The organism is Citrobacter sp. H12-3-2 (genome assembly GCF_009649895.1).
Taxonomy (GTDB): Bacteria; Pseudomonadota; Gammaproteobacteria; order Enterobacterales; family Enterobacteriaceae; genus Citrobacter; species Citrobacter portucalensis.
Map to the genome: position 1 here is coordinate 4520261 of NZ_CP045837.1, position 18935 is coordinate 4539195.

22 protein-coding genes are annotated in these 18935 nt (G+C 57.3%); 18 read left to right on the forward strand and 4 right to left on the reverse strand.

Annotation, left to right across the window (positions count from 1 at the left end):
* Positions 1–46 precede the first annotated feature (46 nt).
* The 14 genes from phnC (at position 47) to phnP (ending at position 10926) form a co-directional block, all read left to right on the forward strand.
* The gene (gene phnC / locus GHC22_RS21485) at positions 47–835 is read left to right on the forward strand and encodes a phosphonate ABC transporter ATP-binding protein (protein ID WP_003826726.1); all 789 of its coding nucleotides are present in this window, start codon (positions 47–49) and stop codon (positions 833–835) included.
* A gap of 23 nt (positions 836–858) precedes the next feature.
* The gene (phnD, locus tag GHC22_RS21490; protein ID WP_060683108.1) at positions 859–1875 is read left to right on the forward strand and encodes a phosphonate ABC transporter substrate-binding protein; all 1017 of its coding nucleotides are present in this window, start codon (positions 859–861) and stop codon (positions 1873–1875) included.
* A gap of 133 nt (positions 1876–2008) precedes the next feature.
* Positions 2009–2788 (forward strand): phosphonate ABC transporter, permease protein PhnE, encoded by a 780-nt coding sequence (gene phnE / locus GHC22_RS21495; RefSeq protein WP_016155398.1) that lies wholly within the window; start codon positions 2009–2011, stop codon positions 2786–2788.
* Between the two features lie 20 nt (positions 2789–2808).
* Entirely contained in the window at positions 2809–3534 is a 726-nt protein-coding gene (phnF, locus tag GHC22_RS21500) for a phosphonate metabolism transcriptional regulator PhnF (RefSeq protein ID WP_020996086.1), read from the forward strand.
* Positions 3535–3987: a phosphonate C-P lyase system protein PhnG gene (gene phnG, locus GHC22_RS21505; RefSeq protein ID WP_048227460.1), complete on the forward strand. Its 453-nt coding sequence runs from the start codon at positions 3535–3537 to the stop codon at positions 3985–3987.
* Positions 3984–4580, forward strand: a complete 597-nt coding sequence (gene phnH, locus GHC22_RS21510; RefSeq protein ID WP_008786957.1) for a phosphonate C-P lyase system protein PhnH — start codon at positions 3984–3986, stop codon at positions 4578–4580. The genes phnG and phnH overlap by 4 nt, the downstream gene beginning before the upstream one ends.
* Positions 4580–5647: a carbon-phosphorus lyase complex subunit PhnI gene (locus GHC22_RS21515; RefSeq protein WP_003844770.1), complete on the forward strand. Its 1068-nt coding sequence runs from the start codon at positions 4580–4582 to the stop codon at positions 5645–5647. Before phnH ends, GHC22_RS21515 begins: the two co-directional genes overlap by 1 nt.
* Positions 5648–5693: 46 nt before the next feature.
* On the forward strand, positions 5694–6485 hold the full coding sequence (phnJ, locus tag GHC22_RS21520) for an alpha-D-ribose 1-methylphosphonate 5-phosphate C-P-lyase PhnJ (RefSeq protein ID WP_049259807.1): 792 nt from the start codon (positions 5694–5696) through the stop codon (positions 6483–6485).
* Entirely contained in the window at positions 6482–7240 is a 759-nt protein-coding gene (gene phnK, locus GHC22_RS21525; protein ID WP_003844769.1) for a phosphonate C-P lyase system protein PhnK, read from the forward strand. Before phnJ ends, phnK begins: the two co-directional genes overlap by 4 nt.
* Before the next feature lie 121 nt (positions 7241–7361).
* The gene (gene phnL / locus GHC22_RS21530; protein ID WP_003826708.1) at positions 7362–8048 is read left to right on the forward strand and encodes a phosphonate C-P lyase system protein PhnL; all 687 of its coding nucleotides are present in this window, start codon (positions 7362–7364) and stop codon (positions 8046–8048) included.
* On the forward strand, positions 8045–9181 hold the full coding sequence (gene phnM / locus GHC22_RS21535; protein ID WP_103015272.1) for an alpha-D-ribose 1-methylphosphonate 5-triphosphate diphosphatase: 1137 nt from the start codon (positions 8045–8047) through the stop codon (positions 9179–9181). The genes phnL and phnM overlap by 4 nt, the downstream gene beginning before the upstream one ends.
* A gap of 2 nt (positions 9182–9183) precedes the next feature.
* On the forward strand, positions 9184–9738 hold the full coding sequence (gene phnN, locus GHC22_RS21540) for a ribose 1,5-bisphosphokinase (protein ID WP_008786953.1): 555 nt from the start codon (positions 9184–9186) through the stop codon (positions 9736–9738).
* On the forward strand, positions 9725–10159 hold the full coding sequence (gene phnO / locus GHC22_RS21545; protein ID WP_008786952.1) for an aminoalkylphosphonate N-acetyltransferase: 435 nt from the start codon (positions 9725–9727) through the stop codon (positions 10157–10159). Before phnN ends, phnO begins: the two co-directional genes overlap by 14 nt.
* Before the next feature lie 8 nt (positions 10160–10167).
* Positions 10168–10926 carry a phosphonate metabolism protein PhnP gene (gene phnP, locus GHC22_RS21550; protein WP_153753882.1) on the forward strand — a complete coding sequence of 253 codons (759 nt, stop codon included), beginning with the start codon at positions 10168–10170 and terminating at the stop codon, positions 10924–10926.
* A gap of 52 nt (positions 10927–10978) precedes the next feature.
* On the opposite strand, the gene GHC22_RS21555 is transcribed toward phnP, so the two are convergent.
* The 4 genes from GHC22_RS21555 to GHC22_RS21570 form a co-directional block, all read right to left on the reverse strand.
* Positions 10979–11320 (reverse strand): HigA family addiction module antitoxin, encoded by a 342-nt coding sequence (locus tag GHC22_RS21555; protein ID WP_008786950.1) that lies wholly within the window; start codon positions 11318–11320, stop codon positions 10979–10981.
* A gap of 20 nt (positions 11321–11340) precedes the next feature.
* The gene (locus tag GHC22_RS21560) at positions 11341–11643 is read right to left on the reverse strand and encodes a type II toxin-antitoxin system RelE/ParE family toxin (protein WP_032942116.1); all 303 of its coding nucleotides are present in this window, start codon (positions 11641–11643) and stop codon (positions 11341–11343) included.
* A 156-nt stretch (positions 11644–11799) separates the two neighbouring features.
* The gene (gene yjdP, locus GHC22_RS21565) at positions 11800–12129 is read right to left on the reverse strand and encodes a DDRRRQL repeat protein YjdP (RefSeq protein WP_153753883.1); all 330 of its coding nucleotides are present in this window, start codon (positions 12127–12129) and stop codon (positions 11800–11802) included.
* Between the two features lie 69 nt (positions 12130–12198).
* Positions 12199–14463 (reverse strand): hybrid sensor histidine kinase/response regulator, encoded by a 2265-nt coding sequence (locus GHC22_RS21570; protein WP_153753884.1) that lies wholly within the window; start codon positions 14461–14463, stop codon positions 12199–12201.
* A gap of 114 nt (positions 14464–14577) precedes the next feature.
* On the opposite strand from GHC22_RS21570, the gene GHC22_RS21575 reads away from it, so the two are divergent.
* From GHC22_RS21575 to GHC22_RS21590, 4 genes are all read left to right on the forward strand, one after another.
* A complete protein-coding gene (locus GHC22_RS21575; RefSeq protein ID WP_153753885.1) occupies positions 14578–16101 on the forward strand; it encodes a sugar ABC transporter ATP-binding protein in 1524 nt (507 codons plus the stop codon).
* Complete coding sequence (locus tag GHC22_RS21580; RefSeq protein WP_032948335.1) at positions 16094–17089, forward strand: ribose ABC transporter permease; 996 nt, start codon at positions 16094–16096, stop codon at positions 17087–17089. The genes GHC22_RS21575 and GHC22_RS21580 overlap by 8 nt, the downstream gene beginning before the upstream one ends.
* Positions 17090–17177: 88 nt before the next feature.
* Entirely contained in the window at positions 17178–18119 is a 942-nt protein-coding gene (locus GHC22_RS21585; RefSeq protein WP_003826688.1) for an ABC transporter substrate-binding protein, read from the forward strand.
* A 119-nt stretch (positions 18120–18238) separates the two neighbouring features.
* Complete coding sequence (locus GHC22_RS21590) at positions 18239–18922, forward strand: D-lyxose/D-mannose family sugar isomerase (protein ID WP_008786945.1); 684 nt, start codon at positions 18239–18241, stop codon at positions 18920–18922.
* Positions 18923–18935: the final 13 nt, after the last annotated feature.

Sequence of the window (18935 nt, forward strand, 5' to 3'; positions counted from 1 at the left end):
ACATTAATCCGCCACGATGGGGCCACTTTTTTAGGGAGGCCGCATCATGCAAACGATTATTCGCGTCGAGAAACTCTCCAAGTCCTTCAATCAACATCAGGCGCTCAATGCGGTTGATCTGAACATCTGTTCCGGTGAGATGGTGGCTCTGCTTGGGCCGTCTGGCTCCGGCAAATCCACCCTTTTACGTCATTTAAGCGGTTTGATCACCGGTGATAAATCCCCCGGTAGCCGCGTCGAGCTGCTGGGCCGCACCGTTCAACATGAAGGCCGCCTGGCGCGCGATATCCGCAAAAGCCGTGCCCACACCGGCTACATCTTCCAGCAGTTCAATCTGGTGAACCGCCTGACGGTGCTGGAGAACGTCCTGATTGGCGCGCTCGGCAGCACGCCGTTCTGGCGTACCTGTTTTAGCTGGTTTAGCCAGGAACAAAAACAGCGTGCATTACAGGCGCTGACCCGTGTGGGCATGGCGCACTTTGCATACCAGCGCGTTTCCACACTTTCGGGTGGGCAACAGCAGCGCGTTGCAATCGCCCGCGCGCTGATGCAGCAGGCCAAAGTGATCCTGGCCGACGAGCCGATAGCCTCGCTGGACCCCGAATCCGCGCGCATCGTGATGGATACCCTGCGCGATATTAACCAGACCGACGGTATCACCGTGGTCGTCACGCTGCATCAGGTGGATTACGCCCTGCGCTACTGCGAACGCATCGTCGCGCTGCGCCAGGGCAACGTCTTCTTTGATGGCAGCAGCCAGCATTTTGATAACGATCGTTTTGACCATCTCTACCGCAGCATGAACCGCGTCGAACAGAACGCGCAGGCTGCCTGACATCCCCACAATGAGGAATGGAAATGAGTTATAGAACAATTGCCGCGCTGGCTTTCACCAGCATGTTTAGTCTCAGCACACTGCTCACCCCGGCCCATGCCGAAGAGCAGGAAAAAGCGCTGAACTTTGGCATTATTTCGACCGAATCACAGCAAAATCTGAAGCCGCAGTGGGAACCGTTCCTGAAGGACATGGAAAAATCACTGGGCGTGAAAGTGAACGCCTTCTTCGCCCCGGACTACGCCGGGATCATCCAGGGAATGCGCTTTAACAAAGTTGATATCGCCTGGTACGGCAACCTCTCGGCAATGGAAGCGGTGGATCGCGCTAACGGGCAAGTGTTTGCCCAGACCGTCGCCGCCGACGGATCCCCAGGTTACTGGAGCGTGTTGATCGTTAACAAAGACAGTCCGATCAATAACCTGAACGATCTGATCGCCAAACGTAAGGATCTGACCTTCGGCAACGGCGATCCCAACTCAACGTCAGGCTTCCTCGTCCCCGGTTACTACGTCTTCGCCAAAAACAACATCTCCGCCAGCGACTTCAAACGCACCGTTAACGCCGGACACGAAACCAACGCGCTGGCCGTCGCCAACAAGCAGGTCGATGTCGCCACCAACAACACCGAAAACCTCGACAAGCTGAAAACTTCCGCGCCGGAAAAACTGAAAGAACTGAAGGTGATCTGGAAGTCGCCGCTGATCCCGGGCGATCCGATCGTCTGGCGTAAAAACCTCTCCGAAACCACCAAGGACAAGGTGTACGACTTCTTTATGAATTACGGCAAAACGCCGGAACAGAAAACCGTACTGGAACGCCTGGGATGGGCACCGTTCCGCGCCTCCAGCGATCTGCAACTGGTGCCGATTCGCCAGCTGGCACTGTTTAAAGAGATGCAGGGTGTGAAGGACAACAAAGGGCTGAACGAGGAAGAGAAAACCAGCAAAACCTCGGCATTGAAAGCGCAGCTCGATGACCTTGACCGTCTGACCGCCGCACTGGGCGCTATGACCAGCGTCACCAAAGCGGTGCAGTAAACCTGGTGACCAAATTGTAGGCCTGATAAGCGCAGCGCCATCAGGCAATGCAAGGGATTCCATGCCGGATGGCGGTGCCAGCACCTTATCCGGCCTACAACAGACCCGAAACATCGACACCCAGGAGCTAAACATGCAAACCATCACCGTCGCCCCGCCCAAACGTAGCTGGTTCTCGCTGCTGAGCTGGGCCATTCTTCTCGCCGTGCTGGTGGTCTCGTGGAAAGGTGCCGAAATGGCCCCGCTCACGCTGATCCAGGATTCCGGCAATATGGCGACCTTCGCCGCCGACTTCTTCCCGCCGGACTTCAGCCAGTGGCAGGACTATCTCGGTGAAATGGCCGTCACCCTGCAAATTGCCGTCTGGGGGACTGCCCTCGCCGTTGTGCTGTCGATTCCCTTCGGCCTGATGTGCGCCGATAACCTCGTGCCGTGGTGGATTTACCAGCCAATGCGTCGCCTGATGGACGCCTGCCGCGCCATCAATGAAATGGTCTTCGCCATGCTGTTCGTGGTCGCCGTCGGGTTAGGCCCATTCGCCGGGGTGATGGCGCTGTTTATCCACACTACCGGGGTGCTCTCCAAGCTGCTTTCCGAAGCGGTAGAAGCTATTGAGCCAGGTCCGGTAGAAGGCATTCGCGCCACCGGTGCCAACAAAATTGAAGAGATTCTGTACGGCGTTCTGCCACAGGTCATGCCGCTGCTTATCTCTTACTCGCTGTATCGCTTTGAATCCAACGTTCGCTCGGCCACGGTGGTCGGAATGGTGGGTGCAGGCGGTATTGGCGTGACCTTATGGGAAGCGATTCGCGGCTTTCAGTTCCAGCAAACCTGCGCCCTGATGGTGTTAATCATCGTCACCGTCAGCCTGCTGGATTTCCTTTCCCAGCGTTTGCGTAAGCACTTTATCTGACTAGCGAGGCCTTGATTGCTATGCACTTGTCTACACATCCGACCAGTTATCCAACGCGTTATCAGGAAATTGCCGCGAGACTTGAGCAGGAGCTTCGTCAACATTATCGCTGCGGTGACTATCTGCCCGCTGAGCATCAGCTTGCCGCGCGCTACGAGGTAAATCGACATACCCTGCGCCGCGCCATTGACCAGTTGGTTGAGCGCGGTTGGGTGCAACGTCGCCAGGGCGTCGGCGTGCTGGTGCTGATGCGCCCGTTCGATTACCCGCTGAATGCCCAGGCGCGCTTTAGTCAGAACCTGCTGGACCAGGGCAGCCACCCCACCAGCGAAAAACTGCTGGCGGTGCTGCGTCCGGCCTCCAGCCACATTGCCGATGCGCTCAGCATAAACGAGGGCGATAACGTGATTCACCTGCGCACCCTGCGCCGGGTTAACGGCATCGCACTGTGCCAGATCGACCACTATTTTTCCGACCTCTCGCTGTGGCCGCTGCTGCAAGGCTTCAACAGCGGTTCGCTGCATGACTACCTGCGCGAACAGTCCGGTCTGACGCTGCTACGCACGCAAACGCGCATCAGCGCCCGCCGCGCGCAGGCCAAAGAGAGCAAGGTACTGGAAATCCCCAATATGGCGCCGCTGCTGTGCGTGCGCACCCTGAACCACCGTGAAGGCGAAGAACACGCGGCGGAATACTCCGTCAGCCTGACCCGCGCCGACATGATCGAATTCACTATGGAGCACTGAATGCATTTCGATACCGCCACCCGCCAGCGCTGGATGCGCGCGCTGGCTTACAGCAATGCCGATGCCCTGAACGCCCGCATCACCGCGCTCAAACTAACGCCGGACTATGAACTTATCCGCGCCCCGGAAAGCGGACTGATGCAGATCCAGGCCCGTATGGGCGGTACCGGCAACCGCTTCTTTGCCGGCGACACCACGCTTACCCGCGCAGTGGTACGCCTGCAGAGCGGCACGCTGGGTTACAGCTACCTGCTGGGACGCAATAAACAACATGCCGAGCAGTGCGCGGTGATTGACGCACTGCTGCAGGAACAAACGCATTTCCAGAACCTAATGGAAACCTTAATTGCCCCGCTGGAAGCGGAACGCGATGCGCTGATTAACGCACGCCGTGCCGAAGTCAACGCCAGCCGGGTCGACTTCTTCACGCTGGTACGCGGAGATAACGCATGACACGATCTACAGCACTTCTGACCGCTTTTAATTTACCCGTTCAGGATGCTCAGCAGAGCTTTCGTCGCCTGCTGAAAGCCATGAGCGAACCGGGCGTAATCGTCGCCCTGCATCAACTGAAACACGGCTGGCAGCCGCTGGGTCTGGCGACCACCAGCGTGCTGCTGACCCTGGTCGATGGCGACACGCCGGTCTGGCTGGCGCCGTCGATGGATAACGATATTGCCCGCCAGAACCTGCGTTTTCATACCAACGCGCCGCTGGTGGATCAACCGCAGCTGGCGGCCTTTGCCGTCGCCGACGAGCGCATCAGCAGCGAACAGCTTAACGCCCTCTCCGCCGGTTCAGCCGTTGCGCCAGAGACCAGCGCCACGCTGATTGTGCAGGTCTCTGGCTTAAGCGGCGGACGCATGCTGCGTCTGACCGGCGCGGGCATCGCCGAAGAGCGCATGATCGCGCCACAGCTGCCGGAATGTCTGATTCACGAACTCACCGAACGCCCGCACCCGTTCCCACTGGGGGTCGATTTGATCCTCACCTGCGGCGAACGCCTGCTGGCTATTCCGCGAACCACCCATGTGGAGGTGTGCTGATGTACGTCGCCGTCAAAGGGGGCGAAAAGGCGATAGCCAACGCCCACGCCCTACAGGAAAACCGACGCCGGGGCGATGAAACCATTGCTGAACTGAGCGTGGCACAAATCGAACAGCAGATGAACCTGGCCGTTGACCGGGTGATGACCGAAGGCGGTATTGCCGACCGTGAACTGGCGGCACTGGCGCTGAAGCAGGCCAGCGGCGATAACGTCGAAGCCATCTTTTTGCTCCGCGCCTACCGCACTACGCTGGCAAAAGTGGCGGTCAGTGAACCGGTTAACAGCGCAGAAATGCGCCTTGAGCGCCGAATCTCGGCGGTCTACAAAGATATTCCCGGCGGGCAACTGTTGGGTCCAACCTATGACTACACCCATCGCCTGCTGGATTTTACCCTGCTGGCCAATGGCGAAACGCCGCCTCTGCGTAGCGCAGACGGCGCGCAGGATGCCTCCCCGCACGTTTTTTCCCTGCTGGCCAACCAGGGGCTGGCAAAGCGTGAAGAGGATGATGGCGCGACACCCGACGACATCACCCGCACGCCGCCGGTTTACCCCTGCTCACGTGCTTCACGTCTGCAACAGCTGATGCGCGGTGATGAGGGCTATCTGCTGGCGCTGGCCTACTCCACCCAGCGCGGCTACGGGCGCAACCACCCGTTTGCCGCCGAAATCCGCAGCGGCTATGTGGCACTGGAAACGGTGCCGGAAGAGCTGGGATTTGCGGTGAACGTCGGCGAACTGCTGATGACCGAATGCGAAATGGTGAACGGGTTTGTCGCACCAGAAAACGAATCTCCCCATTTTACCCGCGGCTACGGGCTGGTGTTCGGTATGAGCGAACGTAAAGCGATGGCGATGGCGCTGGTGGACCGCGCCCTACAGGCAGCCGAATACGATGAAACGGTCACAGGACCGGCGCAGGACGAAGAGTTCGTGCTGGCGCATGCGGATAACGTCGAGGCGGCGGGTTTTGTTTCGCACCTCAAACTTCCCCATTACGTCGATTTCCAGGCCGAACTGGAACTGCTCAAACGCCTGCAACAGGAGGCCACCCGTGACCACTAACCTCTCCGGCTACAACTTTGCCTATCTTGATGAGCAGACCAAACGCATGATCCGCCGCGCCATTCTGAAAGCGGTGGCAATCCCGGGTTACCAGGTCCCGTTTGGCGGACGTGAAATGCCGATGCCCTACGGCTGGGGAACCGGCGGCATCCAGCTCACCGCCAGCGTGATTGGCGAGCCGGACGTATTGAAGGTGATTGACCAGGGCGCGGATGACACCACCAACGCCGTGTCGATTCGCAACTTCTTCAAACGCGTAACCGGGGTGAATACCACTGAGCGTACGGAAGATGCGACGCTGATCCAGACCCGCCACCGCATCCCGGAAACGCCGCTGGTGGAAGATCAGATAATCATCTTCCAGGTACCGATCCCTGAGCCGCTGCGCTTTATCGAACCGCGTGAAACGGAAACTCGCACCATGCACGCGCTGGAAGAGTACGGCATCATGCAGGTAAAACTGTATGAAGATATCGCCCGCTTCGGCCATATCGCCACCACTTACGCCTATCCGGTGAAGGTCAATGACCGCTACGTCATGGACCCGTCGCCCATCCCGAAATTCGACAATCCAAAGATGGACATGATGCCGGCCCTGCAACTGTTTGGCGCTGGCCGCGAAAAGCGTATCTATGCCGTTCCACCTTACACCCGCGTGGAGAGCCTCGATTTCGACGATCACCCGTTTACCGTGCAGAGCTGGGATGAGCCTTGCGCCATCTGCGGCTCAACCCACAGCTATCTCGATGAAGTGGTGCTCGATGACACCGGCAAACGCATGTTTGTCTGCTCCGACACCGACTACTGCCGCCAACAGAGCGAGGCCCTCAGCAAATGACGCAACCGCTGCTTTCAGTCAACAACCTGACCCATCTCTACGCGCCGGGCAAAGGCTTCAGCGATGTCTCTTTTGACCTGTGGCCAGGCGAAGTGCTGGGCATCGTCGGCGAGTCCGGTTCCGGCAAAACCACGCTGCTGAAATCGATCTCTTCACGGCTGACGCCGCAGAGCGGTGAGATTTTGTATCAGAACCGTTCGCTGTACGGCATGAATGAGGCCGACCGTCGCCGTCTGCTGCGCACCGAATGGGGCGTGGTGCATCAGCATCCGCTGGATGGCCTTCGCCGTCAGGTCTCCGCAGGCGGCAATATCGGCGAACGTCTGATGGCCACCGGCGCACGTCACTACGGCGACATCCGCGCCACCGCGCAGCGCTGGCTGGAGGAGGTAGAGATCCCTGCCTCGCGTATCGACGATCTGCCCACCACCTTTTCTGGCGGCATGCAGCAGCGCCTGCAGATTGCCCGCAACCTCGTCACCCATCCCAAACTGGTGTTTATGGACGAACCTACCGGCGGGTTGGACGTTTCCGTACAGGCCAAACTGCTGGACCTGCTGCGCGGCCTGGTGGTGGAACTGGATCTGGCGGTAGTGATTGTCACCCACGATTTGGGCGTCGCGCGCCTGCTGGCCGACCGTTTACTGGTGATGAAGCAAGGTCAGGTGGTGGAAAGTGGGTTAACCGACCGCGTGCTCGACGATCCGCATCATCCGTATACCCAGCTGCTGGTGTCGTCGGTGTTGCAGAACTGATTTTTTGTTGTGCCGGATGGCGGCTACGCCTTATCCGGCCTACGGAGCGGCATTGGTTGTAGGCCTGATAAGCGAAGCGCCATCAGGCAATTGAACGCAAAAATGTCTAAAGAGGCTAAAAATGAACGCGATCCGCGTTGAAAATGTCAGTAAAACCTTTGTCCTGCATCAGCAAAACGGCGTGCGTCTGCCGGTGCTGCAAAACGCCACTCTGGACGTTAAAAGCGGCGAATGCGTGGTGCTGCACGGTCACTCGGGCAGCGGCAAATCCACATTGCTGCGTTCGCTGTACGCCAACTACCTGCCGGATGAAGGACACATCCACATCCGCCACAGCGATGAATGGGTCGATCTGGTGCAGGCCCCGGCGCGCAAAGTACTGGAGGTTCGCCGTTCAACCATCGGCTGGGTGAGCCAGTTCCTGCGCGTGATCCCGAGGATTTCCGCGCTGGACGTGGTGATGCAACCGCTGCTGGATCTGGGGGTCTCCCGTGAGGAGTGTGCAGCCAAAGCAGCTAACCTGCTTACCCGCCTGAACGTGCCGGAGCGGTTGTGGCACCTGGCGCCGTCGACCTTTTCCGGCGGCGAACAGCAGCGCGTCAACATCGCCCGCGGGTTTATCGTCGATTACCCAATTCTGCTGCTCGATGAGCCTACCGCCTCGCTGGACGCCAAAAACAGCGCCGCCGTCGTTGCATTGATTGAAGAAGCGAAAGCCCGCGGCGCAGCCATTGTCGGCATTTTTCACGATCAAACCGTGCGCGACCGCGTAGCGGATCGTCTGCATCTGATGGGAACAACAGCATGATTATCAATAATGTAAAGCTGGTACTGGAAGATGAAGTGGTGCAAGGATCGCTGGAAATCGAGGGCGGGGTCATTCGCACCTTTGCAGAAAGTCCGAGCAGCCTACCTGAGGCGCTGGACGGCGAAGGCGGCTGGCTGCTACCAGGGCTTATCGAGCTGCATACCGATAATCTCGACAAATTTTTCACCCCGCGCCCGAAGGTAGACTGGCCTGCCCACTCGGCGATGAGCAGTCACGACGCGCTAATGGTCGCCAGCGGCATTACCACCGTGCTGGACGCGGTGGCAATTGGCGATGTACGCGACGGCGGCGACCGTCTGGAAAATCTGGAGAAGATGATCAATGCAGTCGAAGAGACGCAAAAGCGCGGGGTCAATCGCGCCGAGCATCGCCTGCACCTGCGCTGTGAGCTGCCGCATCACACTACCCTGCCGCTGTTTGAAAAACTGGTCAGCCGCGAGCCGGTAACGCTGGTGTCGCTGATGGATCACTCGCCAGGCCAGCGTCAGTTCGCCAATCGCGAGAAGTACCGCGAGTATTATCAAGGCAAGTATTCGCTCACCGACGAGCAGATGGCCCGCTATGAAGAAGAACAGTTAGCGCTGGCGGCGCGTTGGTCACAGCCCAATCGCGCGGCGATTGCCCAGATGTGTCGTGAGCGCCAGATTGCGCTGGCGAGCCATGATGATGCCACCCATGATCATGTGCTGGAATCGCACCAGCTTGGCAGCGTGATCGCCGAATTTCCCACCACCTTCGAAGCGGCTGAAGCCTCGCGCCAGCATGGTATGAACGTGCTGATGGGCGCGCCGAACATCGTGCGCGGAGGATCTCATTCCGGCAATGTGGCGGCGCATAAGCTGGCTGAGCTGGGGCTACTGGATATTCTTTCTTCCGATTACTACCCCGCCAGCCTGCTCGACGCGGCATTTCGCGTGGCGGATGACGACGCCAACCGCTTTACCCTGCCGCAGGCCATTCACATGGTGACCCGCAATCCGGCGCGGGCATTAAATCTCGACGATCGTGGCGTTGTAGCCGAAGGCAAACGCGCGGATCTGGTGCTGGCACACCGCAAAGGCGGCAACATCCATATCGACCACGTCTGGCGTCAGGGCAAAAGGGTATTCTGACTATGGGTAAACTGATCTGGCTGATGGGGCCATCCGGCTCCGGTAAGGACAGTCTGCTGGCCGAACTCCGCCAGCAGGAACCGGCGCAACTGCTGGTGGCGCACCGTTACATCACCCGCGCCGCCAACGCCGGGAATGAAAATCATATTGCGCTGAGCGAACAAGAGTTTTTTACCCGCGCCGGGCAGAACCTGCTGGCGCTGAGCTGGCACGCCAATGGCTTCTACTACGGCGTTGGCGTGGAGATTGACCTCTGGCTACACGCCGGTTTTGATGTGGTGGTCAACGGCTCACGGGCGCATCTGCCCCAGGCGCAGGCCCGTTACGGCACATCTTTACTCCCCATTTGCTTACAGGTTTCTCCGGCGATTTTACGCCAGCGCTTGCAGGCTCGTGGACGGGAGAGCGAAACGGAAATCGCCGCCCGTCTTGAGCGCGCAGCCCGCTACGCCCCGTATGACTGCCACGTCCTGAACAACGATGGAAGTTTACTACAGTCTGTCGATACACTACTCACACTGATGGGACGCAAGGAGAAGAAACATGTCTGTCTGTGAATTACGCCGCGCAACGCTATACGATACCGATGCGGTTTATGCGCTCATCTGTGAGTTGAAACAGGGTCAATTCGACCTGCAGGCCTTTAGTGCCGGATACGCCGCAAATCTGCAAGATCCCAATATGCACTACCAACTGGCGCAGCTCGACGGACAGGTCGTCGGCTTGATCGGTCTGCACCTGCAGTTTCATCTGCACCACGCTAACTGGATTGGCGAAATACAGGAACTGGTAGTGATGCCGCAGGCGCGAGGATTAACGGTGGGCAGTCAGTTACTGGCCTGGGCCGAAGCCACCGCGCGCGAAGCGGGTGCAGAGATGACCGAGCTTTCCACCAGCACTCAACGCCTTAACGCTCACCGTTTTTATCAGCGCGAAGGCTATACCCAGAGCCATTTTCGCTTCACTAAACCGTTGTAGGGGGAGCCATGAGTCTGACCATTACGCTGACGGGAACGGGCGGCGCGCAGCTGGTGCCGACATTTGGCTGCGACTGTGCGGCCTGCCAACGAGCACACTTACAGGCGCAATACCGTCGACGCCCTTGTAGCGGGGTGGTCAGGTTCAATAATGCGGTGACGCTGCTGGACGCGGGGATCCCGCATCTGATGGACGACTGGCCGGCGGGCAGCTTCCAGCAGTTTTTGCTGACCCACTATCATATGGATCATGTGCAAGGGCTGTTTCCGTTGCGCTGGGGTGTCGGGGCGACCATCCCGGTGTACAGTCCGCCGGATGAACAGGGTTGCGACGATCTGTTTAAGCATCCCGGCATCCTCGATTTTAGCCATACCGTGGCACCGTTCGTGGTGTTCGACCTGCAAGGATTGCAGGTAACGCCGCTACCGCTCAACCATTCAAAGCTGACGTTTGGTTATCTGCTGGAGACCGCACATAGCCGCGTGGCGTGGCTCTCCGATACCGCCGGACTTCCCGACAAGACGTTGAAGTTTCTCCACAATAACCAGCCTCAGGTGATTATCATTGACTGCAGCCATGCCCCGCGCGCCGAGCCACCGCGCAATCATTGTGATTTAAACACCGTTATCGCATTGAACGACGTCATCCGCTGCCCACGGATGATCCTGACGCATATCAGCCATCAGTTTGATCTGTGGATGATGGAACATCCGCTACCAGTAGGGTTTGAGGCAGGATATGACGGAATGGAGATTGTGCTGGAGTAAGGAAATTTGCCGGATGCGATGAAAACATCTTATCCGGCCTACAAACAGATGATTAAGCGACTTTTTTTGCGCCGACATCTCGCTGCGCAATAAAATCTTTAACTGAAACAATCCGGTTCAGTTCTTCTTGCGCCCGCATGTCATTTTCAACTTCCCACAGGTCAACCGCCGCCTGTAGGTTACGCCAGAAATCAACGGAGGTATCGAACGCTTTTGCCAAACGAAACGCCATATCCGTTGTTAATTTGCGATTATTGTTGACCAGTGCGCTCACTGTATTGCGGTGAACATGCAGAATTTCAGCCAGATCGTTGATTTTCAGATCAAGCGGTTCCAGGTATTCATATTGCAGGATATCACCCACAGTCGTTGGTTTTCTGGATGCCTGTTTCATATCGTTACCTTACGTTTTCTCTAATAGATGTGTGGATCTAAGTACACATCTTCGGCCTTACCATTAATCCATTTAAATATTAATCGGTACTGCTTGTTTACTCTGATTGAAGAATATTCCTGTAATTTTCCGGTTAACTCTTCATATCTGTTACCGGGTGGCGAGCGCAAATCCCGATGCGAAACAGCCGCATTAATGATATCCAGCTTTCTGGCTAATGCAGTGTGAATATCCGCAGGTATTTTTCTGTGCGATGTCGCCCGTTCAAAAAAATCTTCAAGCCATGTATCCCGAAAATTTCTGATATTTAATGATTTAGACATTCCATTGCCAGCACCTTTTCCATAAGCATAGAGAGATTGTAGTGCATACATGCACTGTGCTCAAGTGCATTCATTAACATAAAATGGTGAGCTGTTGGGCGAGCAGGTAAATCCCTGCCAGAAAGATAAAATACCCATAAATTTAAATCGTTACCGCTAACGATCGTAATCTTCTTCCATTCTGCGCTCTTCGTCTTCTAACTGACGCCGTTCTTGATCGAGCTGGAGCTGACGGTCATCCAGTTGGCGACGTCGATCTTCAAACTGGCGGCGGCGATTGTCATATTGCCTGCGCCGGTCGTCACTCATCTGGCGCTGCCAGCTTTCGTCACGCGAATCATCATAATCCCGCCCGTTGTCCGGTTTGTATGCGTCGTTAATCGCCTGCTGAATATTACCAATGGCGTCATCGATAATATCCGCCTGTGCCGATACGGTGGTCAGCATTAGCAAACTAAAAAGAAGGAATGTCGCGGAGCGTTGCATAAAACCAGCCTCATCAAGAAACTCGCCCCACGGTAATCAAAGCGTATTTGCGCGGGTAGCGGAGGAATCTCAATTACGCGAATGCCGCAGCGCCTGCGCCAGTTCTCCCCGAGTAAAAGGCTTACGCAATAGCGCCACATCCGGCAACGCAGGGTTATGCGCCGGGCGTAAATCCTGACCGCTTATCAGCAGGATGGACAACTGCGGATAATGTGCCTGGGCATGGTTAACCACATCCACGCCGCTTAAACCACCTGGCAGCATTAAGTCGCTGATAAAAATATCAATCTCGGATGAAGCCGCCAGCATATGCATCGCCTGTTCCCCGTTTGCGGCCTCTAACGTCAGGTAGCCCAGCAGGTGTAATTGCTCGCACAACGTCTGGCGTACATCGTCTTCATCCTCAAGCACCAACACCAGTTTTTCACCGCTGTTCGCCGCATGTACCGCCACCGGTTCTGCCTGAGCCTGCACCGGCACAACGGCACGAGGCAGTTGTAGCCTGACCGTCGTTCCCTGCCCGGGAGCGCTTTCAATCTCCACCCGACCTCCGGACTGGCGCACAAAACCGTAAACCATCGACAGCCCCAGTCCGCTGCCGCTACCGGTCTGTTTGGTGGTGAAAAACGGCTCGAAGACCTGGGCTTTCACCTCCTGCGACATCCCGCTACCCTGGTCGGCCACCTCCAGCATCACCATATCCTGCTTGCGCCCATCGCTGCGCGTGACCCGCTGATTCCAGGTACGGATTTTAATCGTGCCCGCCTGCCCGTCCATGGCGTCACGGGCGTTCATCACCAGATTGATAATGGCGTTTTCCAGTTGGCTGACGTCAATCCACGCGGGCCAGGCGGGAGACTGGGCTTCAATCTCCAGCGTCAACGTGGCCGGAAGAGAGTGGCGCATCAGTTCGCCCAGATTTTCCAGCAGCGTTTTCAGCTCCACCGCATGAGGGTGCAGCGACTGTTTGCGCGAAAAGGCCAGCAGTCGCTGGGTAAGCAGCGCCCCACGCTCGGCGGCTTTTAGCGCCCGATTGACCCGCGGCGCGTCGGAAGAATCCGGATCCACCAGATCCAGACTGCCAATAATAACCGCCAGCAGGTTATTGAAATCATGTGCTAATCCGCCCGTCAATTGCCCCACCGCCTTCAGCTTTTGGCTGTGCAACAGCGCCTCTTCCAGCCCCTGACGCTCGGTGCGATCGATTTCCATCTGGCTGGTTTTTTCTTTTAGCAGTCGGGTGGTGTGCTCCAGCGACGCCGTATTCCGGGCAAAGACGCTAAAGGCGCGGGCCAGCTCGCCTAACTCATCACGACGCTGCAGGGCCGGTACGCTGACGTCTGATTCACCGTGCGCCAGCCGGGTCATCGCCCGTGAAATGGCCGTCAGGTTGGAACCGAGATTACGGTAGATATACCACCCGGCAAAACCGGTGATCACCACCGCCAGCAGCGCAAACACTAAAATAAACATCGCGCCGGATTGCAGTTCCTGATGGCTTTGCGCCACCCGTTGCTCTGAGATCAGCGCCACCTGCGAGGCATACTGATTGATATCGCTGTTGAGGATCGCCACCAGCGCTTTGATATGAAACATATACCAGTTGATGGCCAAATCGCTCTGCTCCAGCGCGGAAGAGAGCGGCTCCAGCTTATGCAGCTCCTGGTTGAAGTCGTTGAGGATACCGCTAATTAGCGGACTAGCATGGCGCAAGGGAAGCGCAGGCATCACCGCATCCAGTTGTTTCACCACCGAACGCGGCGTGGGCGTGTCGATGGCGGCAACAATTAAGCGGTCCATCTGCCCCAGCAGCGCATCATCCTGCGCGCCGGTCAACTTTTGCAGATGACGTAAATAGCTTTGATTTTGATACAGCGAACTGAGCAACGCGTTACGCTCCAGGTGTCGCCGCTGCCCGCGCTGCAACATCCCTTCTACGCTGCTTTGTAGTTCATTACTGCGCTGGATAATACGCTCGACCAGCACCGGCTCTTGCTGTGCCAGCGGCGCGGTAGCCAGTTGTTCCAGCGACTGCTTCAGCGCCCTTTGCGTCTCCTGCAGCCGCTCCGCTTCCCCTTTGTATTCCAGCGCCCCGACCACCTGCGACAGCCGCACCGCCGCTGTCGCCACGTTCGCCGTATCCCGCGCCAGGTTCATGCTGCCGGTCATGTCGTCAACGGTTTGCTGCTGCACCTGCTCCTGAATCTGACTGGCATGCTGAAAACCCAGCACCGCCACGCCGCTCACCATCAGCGTGACAGCCACCACCAGCAGATTGAAGAACAGCAATCGTCCGCGCGCACTGGCGAAAAAGTGACGTCCCGGTTGCGGCATATCACGCTCCGTGAAGAAAAATCGCAATATGACAAATATGAACGGCTTCTGACATTTTGCATTTACATTCCTGTGATGGACTGCTGATATCGGCCACCCCACAGGAGATCCGCCATGAGCAGGACACCGGTTCTGGAGATGCGCAACATTGCTAAAGCGTTTGGCAAATTTTACGCGCTGAAAGGGGTCGATTTAACGGTCTGGCCGGGCGAGATTCATGCCCTGATGGGCGAGAATGGCGCGGGGAAGAGCACCCTGATGAAGATCCTCGCAGGCGCCTATACCGCCACCAGCGGTGAGATCCTGATTGACGGTCTGCCGTTCCATATTCGCGGTCCTAAAGATGCACTTAGCGCAGGCATCACGCTGATTTATCAGGAGATGCAGCTCGCGCCGAACCTGACGGTAGCGGAAAATATCTTTCTTGGCAGCGAGCTGTCGCGCGGCGGGCTGGTCCAGCGTAAAGAGATGGTCATGCAGTCGCAGAAAGTCATCGACCGACTCGGCGCCCAGTTTAAGGCCAGCGACCGTGTGATGACATTGACCATCGCCGAACAGCAGCAGGTGGAAATTGCCCGCGCCCTGCACCGTAACAGCCGCATTCTGGTAATGGATGAACCCACCGCCGCCCTCTCCTCACGTGAAACTCACCGCCTGTTTGAACTGATCATGCGCCTGCGCGATGAGGGGATGGCGATTATCTACATCAGCCACCGCATGGCGGAAGTGTACGAACTCTCGGACCGCGTCAGCGTCCTGCGCGATGGGCAATATGTTGGCAGCCTGACCCGCGACAAGCTCAACGCCTCGGAGCTGGTACGCATGATGGTGGGCCGTCCGTTGAGCGATCTGTTCAACAAAGAGCGCGACATTCCCTTAGGTAAAGCACGCCTCAATGTTCATCACCTGACCGACGGCCATAAAGTCCAGCCGTGCAGCTTGCTGGTGCGCTCCGGGGAGATCGTCGGCCTGGCCGGGCTAGTCGGTGCCGGGCGTTCTGAACTGGCTCAGCTGATTTTTGGCGTGCGTAAAGCCATCGGCGGCATGATTGAAGTAGACGGTGAACCAGTAGTGATCCACTCCCCGCGCGAAGCGATTGACCACGGCATTGGCTTTCTGACGGAAAACCGCAAAGAACAGGGATTATTTTTAGAGCTGGCAGCGGCAGAAAACATCACCATGGCAACGCTGGAGCGTGACGCCAACTGGGGCATGCTCGATCGCAAAAAGGCGCAGGCTATTTCCGATGACGCCATCAAGCTGCTCAACATCCGCGTGCCGCACGCACAGGTACGCGCGGGCGGGCTGTCCGGCGGAAATCAGCAAAAACTGCTGATTTCACGCTGGGTCGCGATCGGCCCACGTATTTTGATCCTCGATGAACCCACGCGCGGCGTGGACGTCGGTGCCAAAAGCGAGATCTACCGGATCATGAACGATATGGCGCGCAAAGGCGTAGCGATCCTGATGATCTCCAGCGAGCTGCCGGAAGTCGTCGGTATGAGCGATCGCGTGTACGTCATGCGGGAAGGCAGTATTGCCGGCGAGCTGAACGGACAAAGCATTACCCAGGAAAATATTATGACGCTGGCAACCGGCGTGAACGACTCCCACCATCAGGCGGTGCCCCATGAATAATCCAACCACTCCCCAGCAGGTGGCGAAATCCGCCTCCGCAAAAAAAATGCTGATGAGCGATCTGATGCAAACGGTCGGTATCTTACCGATTCTCATCCTGATTGTGGCGGTATTTGGCTTTATCGCGCCTAACTTTTTTACCGAAAGTAACCTGCTGAATATTACCCGTCAGGCCTCGATCAACATCGTGCTGGCGGCTGGCATGACCTTCATTATTTTGACCGGCGGGATCGACCTCTCGGTTGGCTCGATTCTCGGTACCACCGCTGTCGCAGCCATGGTCGTTTCTCTTATTCCTGAGTTTGCCATGCTGTCGATTCCGGCGGCGCTGATGCTCGGCCTGGTGCTGGGATTGTTTAACGGCGCGCTGGTTGCTTTTGCCGGACTACCGCCGTTTATCGTCACGCTTGGAACCTATACGGCGCTGCGCGGTGCGGCCTATCTGCTGGCCGACGGCACAACGGTGATTAACTCCAATATCAGCTTTGAGTGGATCGGTAACAACTATCTCGGCCCGGTTCCGTGGCTGGTGGTCATTGCGCTGGCGGTGGTGGTGGTGTGCTGGTTCATTCTGCGCCGCACCACGCTCGGCGTTCATATCTACGCGGTCGGCGGCAATATGCAGGCCGCACGTTTAACCGGGATCAAAGTGTGGCTGGTGCTGCTGTTCGTCTACGGCATGAGCGGTTTGCTCTCAGGTCTTGGCGGGGTGATGAGCGCCTCGCGGCTGTATAGCGCCAACGGCAACTTAGGCATGGGTTACGAGCTGGACGCCATCGCGGCGGTGATCCTCGGCGGCACCAGCTTTGTTGGCGGGATCGGCACCATCACCGGCACGCTGGTGGGGGCGTTGATAATCGCCACGCTCAATAACGGCATGACGCTGATGGGCGTCTCCTATTTCTGGCAATTGGTGATCAAAGGGGCGGTGATCATCATAGCGGTGCTGATCGACAAATACCGTACCCGACACCATCAAAGTGCATAGACAAGCTTACTGGCCTGCTCATTCGTAGGCCTGATAAGCGCAGCGCCATCAGGCGTATAACAACAATACCCTACGTGAGGAAACGAGTATGCGTTTGAAGCCATTAGTAACCGCGCTCTGTGCTGGCGCCCTGCTTGCTGCAGCTCCGTTTGTGCAGGCAAAAGAACTGAAATCGATTGGCGTTACGGTAGGCGATCTGGCCAACCCGTTCTTCGTGCAGATCACCAAAGGCGCGGAGCTGGAAGCACGCAAGCTGGCAGGTGATAGCGTTAAAGTAACGCTGGTTTCCAGCGGTTACGATTTGGGGCAACAGGTGTCGCAGATCGACAACTTTATTGCCGCCAAAGTCGACATGATTATCCTTAACGCCGCCGACTCCAAAGGCATCGGCCCGGCGGTAAAACGCGCGAAAGACGCCGGGATCGTGGTGGTTGCCGTTGACGTGGCGGCGGAAGGCGCAGACGCGACCATTACCTCCGATAACACCCAGGCAGGTGAAATGGCCTGTAAATACATTACCGACCGCCTGAAAGGCAAAGGCAACGTCGTCATCATCAACGGGCCGCCGGTTTCCGCCGTCCAGAACCGCGTGGAAGGCTGCCAGACTGAGTTCAAACGCCACCCGGACATCAAGGTGCTGTCGCATAACCAAAACGCCAAAGGCAGTCGCGAAGGCGGGCTGGAGATCATGACCGCGTTGCTGGCGGCGAATCCGAAGATCGACGGCGTATTCGCCATTAACGATCCGACGGCGATCGGTGCCGATCTGGCGGCAAAACAGGCGCAGCGTAGCGAATTCTTTATTGTCGGCGTAGATGGATCCCCGGACGGTGAAGAAGCGCTGAAGCGCGAAAACTCACTATTTGTGGCGACTCCGGCACAAGATCCGCAGGTGATGGCTGCCAAAGCGGTCGAAATCGGCTATGACATATTGCAGGGGAAACCCGCCCCGAAAGAACCCGTGCTAATCCCGGTGACGATGATCGATAAAAACAACGTCGGCAGTTATAAGGGTTGGACGGTTAAATAGCCCGCCACAACAACGCCGGATGGCGGCGAAAATGCCCTATCCGGCCTACAAGATCGCTATGAATTTGTAGGCCGGATAAGCGCGGCCCATCCGGCATTATATTAAGGAGGATTCAGCCGATGAAACGCTCCGCAATAAACGAGATCCTTGGCCACACGCGCCAGTTTTTCTCTCAGCACGACGTGCATCTCCCCCCTTTTGCCAGCTTCCCCCCGACCCAATGGCGCAAGCTTGATGCCACAGCCTGGAGCGAAGTGTTCGACCTTAAGCTCGGTTGGGATGTCACCGCATTTGGCGGCAACAATTTCGCCGCGCAAGGGTTAACGCTGTTCACTCTGCGTAATGGCTCGCCGAAAGGAATGCCTTACGAGAAATGCTACGCCGAGAAAATCATGCATGTTCGCGATGCGCAGGTCACGCCGATGCATTTTCACTGGCGCAAACGCGAAGACATTATCAATCGCGGCGGCGGCAATTTAATTGTGGAACTGTGGAATGCGGGGATCCGGGAACAAACGGAGGAGACCGACGTGAGCGTAGTGATTGACGGCTGTCGGCAAACCCATGCAGCGGGCAGTCAGTTACGCCTGACGCCGGGTGAAAGCATCTGCCTGCCGCCGGGCCTGTATCACAGCTTCTGGGCGGAAGAAGGTTTTGGCGACGTGCTGGTCGGCGAGGTTTCTTCTGTTAATGACGACGACCACGATAATCACTTTTTGCAACCGATCGCCCGCTATAACGACATTGAAGAAGACGAGCCGGCGCAGCTGGTGCTGTGTAACGAATATCGCCTGTTCCGCTAACCAAGGAGCGCAT